Below are 12505 nucleotides of genomic sequence, written 5' to 3'. Positions count from 1 at the left end.
GCAATATCGGAAAAGTGTGTTCGGGATAATTCTTCTACTTTTGCCTTGAAATCCTAAGAATCATGCGAATAAAGACAACGACAAAGACAGAGTATCAACAACGTATCAATGTATTGGTTGAATACATAAATAATCACTTAGGCGAGGATGTCGATCTAAATAAGCTGGCGGAGATATCCGGATTCTCTCGTTGGCATTTTCATCGGATCTTTGCGGAGTTCTTAGGGGAACCGGTCGGTACGTTTATCGTTAGGATGCGGGTTGAGACGGCCGCTCGGCTTTTGCGTTACACGGAAATACCTGTCAAGGAGATCGCTTATAAAGTAGGATATGACGTACCCTCTTCTTTGTCTAAGGTTTTTCGCCAGTTCTATGGTATTTCTCCAAATGAATATAGAAACAATAAAGATTATGTAATTATGGAACCGAATAGAATAATGCCCGATATGGAATTGAAGGTCGAGGTAAAAGATTTACCCGGTAAACAAGTAGCCACATTCGTTTAAACGGAGGGTATAAAGAAATCGATTATCCGGGAACTTGGATGCGCTTGCTCCAATTTGCTAAGGAGCAAAACATCCAGCCATTGAGTTTTTCACCGATCTGCTTGTACCATGATGATCCGAAAGTGACCTCACCGGATAAGCTGCGTACCGATATTTGTATGGAAGTCGCTCCTGCGGTTTGCCCTAAAGGGGAGATTGGTACGAAAAAGGTATTGGAAGGGCGTTTTATGGTCGCTCTTTATAAGGGAACTTATCAGCAATTAGGGGCTGTGTATGATACGCTTTACGGCAAATATCTCCCCGAGATGGGTCTTTCCTTACGAGAAGTGCCTAGCGGCGAGATCTACTTGAATGATCCTCGTAATACGAAGCCGGAGGATTTATTGACTCAGATTTATGTGGCGGTAGAATAATAAGAGCTAGAGAGGTTTCTGAAGTGAATAAATGAATTAATCTTGATTGCCGTCTTGTCTAATTAGCGGCAATCAAGATTTTTAATATTTTAGATGCGATTGTATGATGTGATAACTTATATACTTGCTTTTACAAATTCATTATCGATCCAATAAGTCGCTTCTTCGGAAGTGAATTTCAATATACAATAGCTCGGATCTATTACTCCTCCAGGGAAATGGGCGAACATCCAGTCAGACCAAAGGGCTTTCTTGATTTCCATATCGGAAACGATCTCGACCTTACCCGTTAACACGATACTGTCTCCTCCTTTCATAAAGCAAACTCCGGCTTTCGGGTTGAGTTGGAATTGTATTGTCTTATCAGAGAACGTGCCTGTAGAGAACCATATCTGGGAAATGCCATCCGCTTTTATTTTTCCCATAGGAACCGGACGGGGATAACCCTCTTCCGTAACAGACGCAAGCATAGCGGTATCACATTCCGTTAATATGGAAATTGCTTTTTCCTCGATTAGCTTGAGGTCTATCATCTGGACGGGTATACATAAATCGATCATACATTTATCTTGTGGATGTTGATCGAGGGGGATGCTTTGATAGATCTCGAATGATTTGCCCGCACAAGGTTTGCATTGGTGTTTGGATGTAAGCGTGTACATCAAGCTCCATGCGGCGGGTATTTCATCCGTTCCTATCTCAAAATGCCCGATCGCATAAAGTCCTCCGGATAATAATCCTTTTGAGATCTCACTTTCTCCCTCTACCTCTTGAGGCACTGTTAAACCGATATCCACACTTAACACCTTTCCTTCGTGTTGGTAAACTGATATCAGTTTATTTGCCGGACCGTTTATAAGTCCTTTTGGCCCGGCCCATTGCATAAGCTTTCTGATAGAGCTTGGGATCAAGCTTATATCTCCTTGATGATGAAGATACACGATGTGTGTAGCTTGTAGTTCTTTTAGTTCAAAAGTGTAATTCATAAGATTCTTATTTGTAAAAGTTCAATAGTGCAAACATACGGAATGACTATTCTTTCTGGTTGTAAAAAAACGACTTTTTATGTGATAGATTCTTGCGATTTTATTTTTAATCAAATATAAGTAAGCGGTTCATCCGCAGGATTTGGTAAAGTCAGGAAGTAAGAGGGAACGTCTCCCGCTAAACGCTTGAATTCTTTGATAAAGTGGGAATGGTCATAGTAGCCGCAATCTAAGGCGATGCTGCTTAAGTCCGTGTGTGGGGCGTTCCTCAGTACTTCTATGGCATATTGGAATTTTATGATCCGGCTGAATTCTTTGGGGGTATATCCGGTGGCATCCTTGAACTTACGTTGGAAATGTCGCTGGCAGATGCAAATCTTGTCGATCAAGTTTTGTACGGGTAGCTGTCCGTAGGACTGTTTTATAAATGAGGTGGCGTATATAATTTGTCTGTCTACTTGAATGGATTGGGTGAGAAGGCGTATAAGATAGCCTTCGATAATGCGGATACGGACGGAATCGTCCGGTTGTTCGCAAAGCATCTCGGCAAAGGAATTATCGAATAAAAGGTTAATATCTGAAGACTGGATGCGAAGATCGGCAAACTGTCCCAAAGGCTCATTCGTGAAAGCTGCCAGCCCACAGGGTTGGAAACGAACTCCTAGCATATGTAGGGAATCTGTCGTAGCGGTAAGATTGGAATAAGACCTCATGGGACCGACAAAAAAGGAACGATAAGGCTGCATGATCATCGAATGCTCGTCCGTAGGGACGGTCATGTTACCGATTGAGAAGATAAAGTCGGTGCATCCGTCCGCGAGGATCTTAAAACGTGTCCCGATGTCGGTAAAGCCTTTGAACACCCAGAACTTGTCGATAAAGGGCACTAAGGCTGCGCAGGGGGTAAATTCGTGATACATAGTGCTTCTTTCGCTTGTTTTATACGGCGAAGATACTATTAAAAAATCATAGTTATGAAATTTTCAAAACATAGTTATGAGTTGAACAAATCATAACTATGTTTTTTTATTTGTTTTTATAGGAGTGGGAGATAGTCGGCATATCCCTCTTCTTCCATCTTTGCTTTAGGGATAAATCTTAATGACGCGCTGTTGATGCAGTATCGTAACCCACCTTTGTCGGCTGGGCCATCATTAAAAACGTGCCCTAGATGTGCATCTCCTGTTTTGCTGCGTATCTCAATCCGTTTCATCCCGTGGGAAAGATCCGTTTTTTCCATCACCAAGCTCTTGTCTATCGGCTTGGAGAAACTAGGCCATCCGCAACCCGAATCAAACTTATCGGTAGAGATAAACAAAGGTTCCCCAGTCGTGATATCTACGTAGATGCCTTCACGCTTTTCATTCCAATATTCATTCTTGAAAGCTCTTTCCGTAGCGTTTTGCTGTGTTACCGCATATTGTTCGGCGGTGAGTTTAGAGCGCAATGTCTGATCATCCGGTTTCTGGAATTTCTTTTGCGATACAGGCTTGTTCGAGGCTTTCCCCTTATTAGCCTTTCGGGCGAAATCGAATAGATCCGGGCTTATGTGGCAATAACCGTCCGGGTGTTTATCTAAATAATCCTGATGATAGTCTTCTGCCGGATAGAAATTACTTAATGGCTGAATCTCTACGACGATGGGCTTGGTATAATTCTTGGCCAATGCCTCCACGGTCTCTTTGATGATCGGCAGATCGTCCGTATTCGTATAATAGATGCCGGTACGATACTGTGATCCGATATCGTTGCCTTGCCGGTTGATACTTGTCGGATCTATCGTCTTGAAGAATAGTTCGATCAATAACTTCAAATCGGCTTGTCGCGGATCGTAGCTAACTTCCACTGTCTCGGCGAATCCGGTATTATCGTTACACACTTGTTCGTAAGTCGGGTTTTTGATACTCATCTTCCCGTTCGCGTAACCTACTCGGGTATTCGTAACGCCATCGATTTGCTTCATGAAATGTTCTGTTCCCCAGAAACATCCACCGGCAAAATAAATTTCACTTTGGGTATTCATTCTTGTTGTTTTTGAAAGTTGATCACTCATTGTCGTTCTCGCGATTGCTAGTCCGTTTGATACTAGCAAAGCTATAAATAAAATTAGATGTTTCATATACTTTTTCTTTATTATCGTGAAGGGATGAGATCCATTATATTATATAACCAGAATAGCAGGAAATGGTTCTCCACCAAAGGCTTGATCCCGGCGGCCTCGGTCGGGGTGAATTTAAAGAAACTGATAATTGATTTCATATTCTTGTTCATCTTAATGTTTAATCTATAATCCGTAATTTTTGTTCTTTGATAATTTAGTCTGTCGTTATGAGAAAAACTGACAAGATTTGTCGCGGGGGTATTTGCCCTTTTGGTGATGAACTATCGGGATTTGTTCGCTACCGATGTGATATCCTCATTTATGAAGCCGGTCGATGAGCCAATCGTGGTGTTAGGGCCTGTTCTGCAGATATTTCGCGGGATACTGTTGGCTTTGGTGTTATTGCCTTTACGGAAGGTGTTTTTTGAGGAAAAGAACGGCTTAATGAAATTAGGCGTAATAATCCTAGGATTGTCCTTGCTATCAACCATTGGGCCGACAATGGGATCCTTTGAAGGATACATATATACGAAAATACCCTATATGTATCAAATGTTGGGTTATCCGGAGGCGATACTATACGTGTTGTTGTTTATCGGGATATTGCATGTCTCGATAAAATATGCTCACAGGAGAATAATCACCTTGTTATCTATATTGATAATGGCGTTGATATGCTTTTTGGGGATAATGAGCTTTGTGATGGCGTGACGTATCTTAAATAATGGGCAATATCTCCGCCCAAATATGCTTCTTTAAATCCACGCACCCGTTCTTTTTGAAAGCGATGCCTTCTTTTTCCAGCAGTTCCCTTTGTTCCGTCCAATTGGGAGCCAATCTTCCTTGGCTGTTTACTACCCTGTGGCAAGGCAAGTTCAGCTCTCTCGGGGCGTTGAACATGGCTTGCCCTACCATGCGGGAACATTGTGGCCTCCGGGCGAGTTTGGCTAACTGCCCGTAGGTAACCACATTTCCCTCCGGTATTTCCTTTACGATGTTGTAAACTTCCGTGTAAAAATCAGCCTTCATCGATTCTCGCTTTTATCTTGCCCCATGCGTGCGTATCGAGGCTACAAATACGCATCGTCTCGCACATCTCCTTGAAGCGAGACATCGGGATCGTGAAACTCAATACGTTGCTTTCCACATAAGGGCGGGCCGAGGGATCGAAGAAGCCGAGGAAAGCACGGTGCCCGCCACGCCGGTTCTCATTGACGGCTTGCGTAATGGTTGCGCTACATCCCGAGCCAAAAGGCGTGGAGATGGCCTCGGGCGAGTTATTGTCGAAAAACGCCCACGTGACCAAGCCGGACAGGATATCCGGGGTAGCGAGGAACAAAAGCCCTTCCACATCCTCGAAGGAAGTAAGCCGGTCGATTCTTGCGAAATGGATATATTGCTTGGTCGCCCTTTGTACATCTATCTTCTTGATGCCTTCCAGAACCATCTCGGGTGTTTGCTTATATCGTTCTTTCAAGGAAACAAAGTTAGGTACATGTTCCGGCATGGGAGTGAATCCGGTATAGAATTTCCCACCTCCGCAACCGATGCTTTCTCCGCTCATGCTGATAATCTCCCCGTTCCTTATGGCGGGAAGCGCTTTAAACAGGCAACCTTGCGTCTTCCTTAATTCTCCCGATAGAGTATCGGAATACCAGAAAGCGATCGGTAATTCCGCTTTGCCGGAGAATGTCTCCTGATAGTTGTCGATAAACGTTTGAATATCCATATGCGATTGATTTAGGTTGATTTATACTTACCAATCGATTTCCGGGATGCCTTTACCCCGTAAGAAATCATTAGCCTTACTGAAATGCTTACAACCGAAGAAACCATATTCGGCGGAGCGGGGAGATGGATGTACGGTCGTTAGGACCAAATGTCGGCTCGTATCGATAAGGGAAATCTTGGCTTTAGCGTAACTGCCCCATAACATGAATATTAGATTTTCCCGTTCGTCGCTTAATTTCTTGATAACGGCATCCGTGAACGTTTCCCATCCCCTGTTCCGGTGCGAGCCTGTTTGGTGGGCACGGACCGTGAGGACGGAATTCATCGGAAATACGCCTTGGCTTACCCAACGATCCAAATTCCCGGAGGAAGGAATCGGTTTCCCAAGATCATCGTAGATTTCTTTGAATATATTCATCAAGGAACCGGGAATCGCCACGCCATCGGGTACCGAGAAGCAGACCCCATAGTATTGCCCCGGATTTGGATAGGGGTCTTGTCCCAAGATAACGACTTTTACCTTCTCAAACGGGCATGCGTTAAATATATGGAATATCTGGGGCCCGGGAGGAAGTACGTGCGCTTGCTTATATTCGTTTTTGACAAATGTCACCAATTGCTCGAAATAAGGCTTGTCAAATTCTTCTTGCAGACGTTTTCTCCAACTTTCATCTATTCTAACATTCATGGTGTTTTTCTTATTCTTCCACCAAAGGTACGGAGAAAAGCTTAAAATTCGAGGATTTTGTGTAAGTTTGCCTTCCGATTTGAATTTAAATAAGAAAACATGATAAGTTACCTTCAGATAGATAAGCTGACCAAGAGCTTCGGTGATTTGGTTCTTTTCGAGGATATAACGTTCGGAGTCGCGCAAGGACAGAAGATCGGGTTGATCGCCAAAAACGGGACGGGTAAGACTACCTTATTGAATATTATCGGTGGTAAGGAGGATTACGACTCGGGTGAGGTGGTTTTCCGGAAAGACCTGCGGGTCGGGTATTTGGAGCAATCACCTTCTTATCCGGAAGAACTGACCGTGCTACAGGCTTGCTTCCACTCGAAGAACGAGACTGTCCAGTTGATAGCTGAGTACGAGGAGGCGATGGCGAAAGAGGATCACTCGAATCTGGAGGACATCCTTACCCGTATGGATAGCTTCAAGGCGTGGGATTATGAGCAAAAGGCGAAACAAATCCTCGGGCAGTTGAAGATTCATAACTTCAATCAGAAGATCGGGGAATTGTCCGGAGGGCAGTTGAAACGGGTAGCCTTGGCGAATGTCTTGATCACGGACCCTGAATTGATTATCTTGGATGAGCCGACGAACCATTTGGATCTGGAAATGACCGAGTGGCTGGAAGATTATCTGAGCCGGGCCAATATCAGTATCTTGATGGTGACGCACGACCGTTACTTCTTGGATCGTGTTTGTAGTGAGATCATCGAGATCGATAATAAACAAATCTATTCGTATAAAGGTAATTATAGTTATTATCTGGAGAAACGCCAAGAGCGTGTCGAGGCGATGAACGCCGACGTGGAGCGTGCGAAGAATCTTCTCCGTACGGAACTGGATTGGATGCGCCGCCAGCCGCAGGCACGGGGCACGAAAGCGAAGTACCGTATCGATGCCTTTTATGAGCTGGAAAAGAAAGCGAAGCAACAACGGGATACTGGAAAGGTGAACTTGGACGTGAAGGCTTCTTACATCGGTTCGAAGATTTTCGAGGCGGTGAATGTAAGCAAACGTTTCGGTGATTTGAAGATTACGGAGGATTTCAACTATATTTTCGCCCGTTACGAGAAGATGGGTATTGTCGGGAATAACGGTACGGGCAAATCTACCTTTATCAAGATGCTGATGGGGGAGGTGGCTCCCGATAGCGGCCATTTCGATGTGGGCGAGACCGTTCGCTTTGGCTATTATAGTCAAGATGGCTTGAAGTTCGATGAGCAAATGAAAGTGATCGACGTGGTGCAGGCGATCGCCGAATACGTGGATTTGGGTAACGGACAGAAGATGGGAGTGTCCCAGTTTTTGAACTATTTCCTGTTCACGCCGGAGAAACAGCATAATTACGTTTATAAATTGAGCGGTGGCGAGAAGCGTCGCCTCTATTTATGTACGGTATTGATGCGTAGCCCGAACTTCTTGGTGCTTGATGAGCCGACCAATGATCTGGATATCGTGACCTTGAACGTATTGGAGGAATACCTTCGTAACTTCAAGGGGTGTGCTATCGTGGTTTCCCACGACCGTTACTTTATGGATAAGGTGGTAGATCACCTGCTGGTTTTCCGGGGTAACGCTGATATCAAGGATTTCCCCGGCAACTATACGCAGTACCGGGATTGGAAAGATGTGCAAGACCAACAGGAAAAAGAGGCGGAGGCTGCTTTGCAAGCGAGACAAAACCCGGCTCCGGAGAAACCGTCTCGTCCTGTCAATGAGCAAAAGAAAAAACTCACTTTCAAGGAACGGAAAGAGTTCGAGGCCCTAGAGGAGGAGATACCGGCTTTGGAGGCGGAGAAGGCGGAGTTGGAGACCGCTATGAGCAGTGGTACTTTGTCTACGGACGAGCTTATGGCTAAATCTCAACGGATCACCCAAGTCATGGAAGAGATCGACGAGAAAACGATGCGCTGGCTGGAGTTGAGTGAGCTGGCATAAGTAATAAAGAGGAATGAGCGAGACTAAACCTGTACTTTGGAACCGGAATTTCGTCCAATGTTGTATCTCTTACTTCTTGATGAATTTCGCCTTTTATATGTTGATGCCTACTATGCCGGTCTATCTGGTGGAAGAGTTGGGCATCAGCACGTCCGAGGTGGGGATGGTCTTGTCTAGCTATACGATCGGGTTGCTGTGCGTGCGCCCGTTCTCGGGATATCTGGTGGATTGTTTCTCCCGCAAACCGTTATATGTATTCGCCTTCACGATATTCGCCTGTTTGTTTGCCGGTTATTGGTTTGCTATGACAGTCTATACGATCATGGCGGTTCGTTTCATCCAAGGCGGGTTTATGGGACTGACCTCAGTCTCTGGCAATACGATTACGATAGACGTGATCCCTTCCAAGCGAAGAGGAGAGGGCATGGGCTTTTACGGATTGACGATCAATCTCGCCATGTCTTTGGCTCCTTTGGTGGCGGTCGGGCTGTACGATCGGCATGGTTTCTTCTGGATCATAGGGGTCGCTTTGGTGATCGCATTGGTCGGGATCGGCTCCGTCGGGCTGATCTGTTATCCGAAACGGGAGAAAGTGCCTCGTCCGGCCTTCTCGTTGGATCGTTTTATCTTGGTAAAAGCGCTTCCTGCGGCCTTGGCCTATTTGCTGGTCGCTATACCTTATGGGATGTTGCTCTCGTTCGTGGTATTATATGGTAAAGAGATCGAGGTGCCGAACCCAGGCTATTTCTTTATATGTATGGCGATCGGTGTAGGGACGGCCCGTTTGATTTCCGGACGGTTGGTGGACCATGGCAAGATCCATGTCGTGTCCATCGTATCCTTGGTCTCTTTAGCGATCTCGTTTTCCGTGTTCGCTACCGTACATACATCATTTGTCTTTTTCGCTTGCGCCTTGGCGATCGGTATCGGTTTTGGCGTGAGTGTACCGGCTTTTCAATGTCTTTTCGTGAATGTCGCTCCGCACCATATGCGCGGTACGGCCACTTCTACCTACTTGACCTCTTTCGATTTCGGGATGGGGATCGGGATGCTGTCCGCCGGCTTTATCGCTACCCATACCAATCTGGCTACCGCCTACGGAGTCGGGGCGGTTTGTTGCCTTCTTTCCTTATTCGTCTATATCCGCTTGGTAAAAGCCTCGTACGAGAGGAATAAGCTGATTTCTTGATCCGCTTGATTCCCGGTTTCGTCTAAACCTACGGCGTACTTCGTCGATTCTTCCTTTTCTAGCGGGAAACCTCACCCTATATTTGTATCAAAGATCACAGAGAAATAGGTTTTTAAGGTTTAACAAATGAAAGGAATAGGTAGTATGAAACGTTTAGTAATGGCTATGTCAGCCTTGTTGGTAAGTGTGACAATGAGTTTTGCGCAGGAATCGAGCTTACATAAAGAACCGTTTGTAGTCAATGTGGGCCAATTGGTAAGCTATCTGGAATTACGTCCTAGCCAGATTAATGAGGTAGGGATGATCAACGATTATTTTAGGAAAAAGCAAAGCGAGGGCTTGAGGGGAAGCCATAAAATGCGGGATAAACGGATGCGGCAAGCCGTATTTGGCAACTTAAAGTTGATGAAAAAGGCGTTAAGCACCGATCAATATCGGAAATACGTGGCTTTGATCAACGTAACGAACAATAATAACCGGATGACGAGCGGGCTTTCCTTCCCCGATGTTTATCTAGCCGATAAATAAGTAAAGGATAGATGTAAAGTATCAAGCTATTGCATAAAAAGTATCTTGTGACTGTATCTATTCTATAAACCACGTCGTGGTCTGTATAGATCATGTCGTGGTTTTTATAGACCACGCTGTGGTTTGTATAATCCACGACGGAGATTATAGAATAGATACGGTATCGTATAAGAATACAGCTAGGCTTGTATAAGAATATATCTAGGCTTTTGTTTGTTTATAAACGGTGTCTATGATGAAATAGATAGTGTTTATCGTAATATGTGTTACAAAATGATTGCTATATGCCTTGATATATATCAATAACGTCAATTGTTTGCAAAAATTAACCGTATTGAAGAACAATGTTATAAAACATACTGTTATATTTGCAGTAACAAAAAGAGAAAGATAGAAGATGCGGAAACGCCGCATTTATTAGTTAAGGTCTTAGTTTAGGTTTAAATTTTAGGTATTATGAGACGTTTAGGTATGATGGTAGTCGCTTTAATGATGGTAGCGACAATGAGCTTCGCTCAAAAGGTTAGTGATTCAAAGAGTATGAGTTTCGATAAGCTAAGCAGATATTTGCAGCTTGACGCAAACCAGATCGCTGAGGTGTCAGAGATTAATACTTACTTTGAGAATCAATTAGGTCAACCCCTGTCTGCGGAAGCGCTTTGCAATAACGCAAGACCGGAAGAAACTCGCAACGCATTGTTGTGTAATTTGAAACTGATGAAACGTGCATTGACTAAAGATCAATATCGTAAATATGTAGCGTTGATTAATGTGACTCGCGCTAATCAGGAAGATAAGGTTTCTAATCCGCTTTTGGACAGCTATTTGGCTGAGAAGTAATTAAGCCAATGTGATTGGGCTATGTGTTTTTAAGGTTTTTGTTTAGGTTTAACAATTTAAGGTTTTTAGGTATTATGAAACGTTTTGGAATGGCAGTCGCAGCCTTATTGATGTGTGCGACAATGAGCTTCGCTCAGAAACCGAGTTTGAGTAGAGAACCGTTTGTGGTAAGTACAGAGAAGTTAGCGAACTATTTGCAATTGACTCCGAGCCAGTTGGACGAGGTAGCTAACATCAACGAATATTTCATCGAGATGCAGAATGCGAGCGTAAAAGCTAGCGCTAAATTGCAGGATAAGAAAATGTATCAAGCGGTTTACGGTAACTTGAAGTTGATGAAGAAGGCTTTGAGCCCGGATCAATATCGTAAGTATGTTACTTTATTGAACATCACGAACAATAACAACCGTACGCTGGGTATTAATACGTTCCCGGAAGTGTACTTAGCGGATAACGCAAGTAAGTAATTTATACTATATAAGAGTGTGTCCCCCACTATTTCCTGTCAAAAGGTAAATAGTGGGGATACTTTTTTTTAAGGCTCGCGTATAAATCGAAGAAGATTGTGTAAGTTTGCGGCGTTTTACAAATAACGCTTAATTCGAGTCATGACAACACAACAACTTTTAGTCCCTTCTAATGCTACTTTGAAGAGAAATGTAATGGACTACTCCTTAATCGTGGTAGGTTCATTTTTGCAGGCACTTAGTTACGTGCTTTTCCTAGCGCCTTACAAAATCGTACCGGGAGGTGTGTATGGTATCTCTATCGTAATCCACTATGTGACGAAAGATTTGTTCCCGTTCTTCCCGGATGGTTTGCCGATGGGTGCGACGGCGCTTTGCTTCAATATCCCGTTGATGATTTTGGCGATGAAAAAGATCGGATTGTCTTCCGGCCCGAAGACGATCGTTACTTTCTTGCTGATCTCTATATTTACCGACTCATTATCTTATTTCCTTACCGATCCATTGGTGGAGAACGATGCCTTTATCGCCGCCTTTTACGGTGGAGCTATTTTAGGATTGGGTGTGACTTGTATTTTCCGGGCGCAAAGTACAAGTGCCGGTACGGATGTGCTGGCGCGTGTAATAGCTAACGACTCCAACTTGAAGGTCAGCAATATGATCATCGTATTGGATTCCGCGGTCGTATTGTTGGGCTTGATCGTATTTAAGGATTGGGCGGTACCTTTGTATTCTTGGTTTACTATTTTCGTATATGGAAAAATCGTGGAGATGTTCCAGACGGAGAATCCGAACCGTGCCGTCTTCATTGTCTCTCGTAAGACACAGGAGTTGAAGACCTTGATAGTCGATAAAATGGGTATGAGGGGTACTTTTATTCACGGTAAGGGAATGTATCAGGGAAATGAGACTGAGATTATATTCACGATCGCTGAACGAAAAGATATGCCCCGCTTGAAAGATGAGGTGAAAGAGATCGATCCGAATGCCTTTGTTTCTACGATGCACGCTAGCAAGGATTCGCCTCGGCCGGGTATTTAATAGAATTAAGAATTATTCCGTATATTTGTGGG

At 44.2% G+C, this 12505-nt stretch carries 13 protein-coding genes and 2 pseudogenes; 7 read left to right on the top strand and 8 right to left on the bottom strand.

Features of this window, described 5'->3' with window-relative positions; genetic code table 11:
- The first annotated feature begins 62 nt into the window (after positions 1-62).
- A pseudogene (locus BDI_RS10210) lies at positions 63-919 on the top strand (AraC family transcriptional regulator).
- A 116-nt stretch (positions 920-1035) separates the two neighbouring features.
- Here the strand turns inward: BDI_RS10210 and BDI_RS21190 are convergent.
- From BDI_RS21190 to ung, 8 genes and pseudogenes are all read right to left on the bottom strand, one after another.
- Positions 1036-1452 (bottom strand): pyridoxamine 5'-phosphate oxidase family protein, encoded by a 417-nt coding sequence (locus tag BDI_RS21190; protein ID WP_227154481.1) that lies wholly within the window; start codon positions 1450-1452, stop codon positions 1036-1038.
- Positions 1453-1515: 63 nt separating this feature from the next.
- A pseudogene (locus BDI_RS21185) lies at positions 1516-1905 on the bottom strand (AraC family transcriptional regulator); the annotation flags it as partial.
- A gap of 110 nt (positions 1906-2015) precedes the next feature.
- Positions 2016-2825, bottom strand: coding sequence for a helix-turn-helix domain-containing protein (locus BDI_RS10200; protein ID WP_011966669.1), 810 nt, complete (start codon positions 2823-2825; stop codon positions 2016-2018).
- 116 nt (positions 2826-2941) lie between these two features.
- On the bottom strand, positions 2942-4024 hold the full coding sequence (msrB, locus tag BDI_RS10195) for a peptide-methionine (R)-S-oxide reductase MsrB (RefSeq protein ID WP_009018127.1): 1083 nt from the start codon (positions 4022-4024) through the stop codon (positions 2942-2944).
- A 14-nt stretch (positions 4025-4038) separates the two neighbouring features.
- Positions 4039-4164 (bottom strand): DUF417 family protein, encoded by a 126-nt coding sequence (locus BDI_RS20745; protein WP_197730312.1) that lies wholly within the window; start codon positions 4162-4164, stop codon positions 4039-4041.
- Positions 4165-4723: 559 nt separating this feature from the next.
- Positions 4724-5035, bottom strand: a complete 312-nt coding sequence (locus BDI_RS10185) for an MGMT family protein (RefSeq protein WP_005854515.1) — start codon at positions 5033-5035, stop codon at positions 4724-4726.
- Positions 5025-5735, bottom strand: coding sequence for a DUF169 domain-containing protein (locus tag BDI_RS10180; RefSeq protein WP_011966667.1), 711 nt, complete (start codon positions 5733-5735; stop codon positions 5025-5027). Before BDI_RS10180 ends, BDI_RS10185 begins: the two co-directional genes overlap by 11 nt.
- A gap of 27 nt (positions 5736-5762) precedes the next feature.
- Positions 5763-6425: a uracil-DNA glycosylase gene (gene ung, locus BDI_RS10175; protein ID WP_011966666.1), complete on the bottom strand. Its 663-nt coding sequence runs from the start codon at positions 6423-6425 to the stop codon at positions 5763-5765.
- A 99-nt stretch (positions 6426-6524) separates the two neighbouring features.
- Here ung and BDI_RS10170 point away from each other — a divergent pair, with 99 nt between their 5' ends.
- From BDI_RS10170 to BDI_RS10145, 6 genes are all read left to right on the top strand, one after another.
- Complete coding sequence (locus BDI_RS10170; protein ID WP_011966665.1) at positions 6525-8408, top strand: ABC-F family ATP-binding cassette domain-containing protein; 1884 nt, start codon at positions 6525-6527, stop codon at positions 8406-8408.
- 13 nt (positions 8409-8421) lie between these two features.
- Positions 8422-9597 (top strand): MFS transporter, encoded by a 1176-nt coding sequence (locus BDI_RS10165; protein ID WP_011966664.1) that lies wholly within the window; start codon positions 8422-8424, stop codon positions 9595-9597.
- Between the two features lie 144 nt (positions 9598-9741).
- Positions 9742-10125 carry a hypothetical protein gene (locus tag BDI_RS10160; RefSeq protein ID WP_011966663.1) on the top strand — a complete coding sequence of 128 codons (384 nt, stop codon included), beginning with the start codon at positions 9742-9744 and terminating at the stop codon, positions 10123-10125.
- A gap of 456 nt (positions 10126-10581) precedes the next feature.
- Entirely contained in the window at positions 10582-10965 is a 384-nt protein-coding gene (locus tag BDI_RS10155) for a hypothetical protein (RefSeq protein WP_005854530.1), read from the top strand.
- Positions 10966-11039: 74 nt separating this feature from the next.
- Positions 11040-11432 (top strand): hypothetical protein, encoded by a 393-nt coding sequence (locus BDI_RS10150; protein WP_011966662.1) that lies wholly within the window; start codon positions 11040-11042, stop codon positions 11430-11432.
- A gap of 141 nt (positions 11433-11573) precedes the next feature.
- Positions 11574-12473: a YitT family protein gene (locus tag BDI_RS10145; protein ID WP_005854534.1), complete on the top strand. Its 900-nt coding sequence runs from the start codon at positions 11574-11576 to the stop codon at positions 12471-12473.
- Positions 12474-12505 lie beyond the last annotated feature (32 nt).

It is taken from the genome of Parabacteroides distasonis ATCC 8503 (assembly GCF_000012845.1).
Lineage (GTDB): Bacteria > Bacteroidota > Bacteroidia > Bacteroidales > Tannerellaceae > Parabacteroides > Parabacteroides distasonis.
This window is presented reverse-complemented; position numbering and strand designations above follow the sequence as displayed.

Excerpts from the sequence above, each read along its gene's own strand:
- BDI_RS10145 (WP_005854534.1), top strand. The coding sequence starts at position 11,574 with ATGACAACACAACAACTTTTAGTCCCTTCTAATGCTACTTTGAAGAGA.
- BDI_RS10180 (WP_011966667.1), bottom strand. The coding sequence starts at position 5,735 with ATGGATATTCAAACGTTTATCGACAACTATCAGGAGACATTCTCCGGC.
- BDI_RS10160 (WP_011966663.1), top strand. The coding sequence starts at position 9,742 with ATGAAACGTTTAGTAATGGCTATGTCAGCCTTGTTGGTAAGTGTGACA.
- BDI_RS10150 (WP_011966662.1), top strand. The coding sequence starts at position 11,040 with ATGAAACGTTTTGGAATGGCAGTCGCAGCCTTATTGATGTGTGCGACA.
- msrB (WP_009018127.1), bottom strand. The coding sequence starts at position 4,024 with ATGAAACATCTAATTTTATTTATAGCTTTGCTAGTATCAAACGGACTA.
- BDI_RS10185 (WP_005854515.1), bottom strand. The coding sequence starts at position 5,035 with ATGAAGGCTGATTTTTACACGGAAGTTTACAACATCGTAAAGGAAATA.
- BDI_RS20745 (WP_197730312.1), bottom strand. The coding sequence starts at position 4,164 with ATGAAATCAATTATCAGTTTCTTTAAATTCACCCCGACCGAGGCCGCC.
- BDI_RS10155 (WP_005854530.1), top strand. The coding sequence starts at position 10,582 with ATGAGACGTTTAGGTATGATGGTAGTCGCTTTAATGATGGTAGCGACA.
- BDI_RS10170 (WP_011966665.1), top strand. The coding sequence starts at position 6,525 with ATGATAAGTTACCTTCAGATAGATAAGCTGACCAAGAGCTTCGGTGAT.
- ung (WP_011966666.1), bottom strand. The coding sequence starts at position 6,425 with ATGAATGTTAGAATAGATGAAAGTTGGAGAAAACGTCTGCAAGAAGAA.
- BDI_RS10165 (WP_011966664.1), top strand. The coding sequence starts at position 8,422 with ATGAGCGAGACTAAACCTGTACTTTGGAACCGGAATTTCGTCCAATGT.
- BDI_RS21190 (WP_227154481.1), bottom strand. The coding sequence starts at position 1,452 with ATGATAGACCTCAAGCTAATCGAGGAAAAAGCAATTTCCATATTAACG.
- BDI_RS10200 (WP_011966669.1), bottom strand. The coding sequence starts at position 2,825 with ATGTATCACGAATTTACCCCCTGCGCAGCCTTAGTGCCCTTTATCGAC.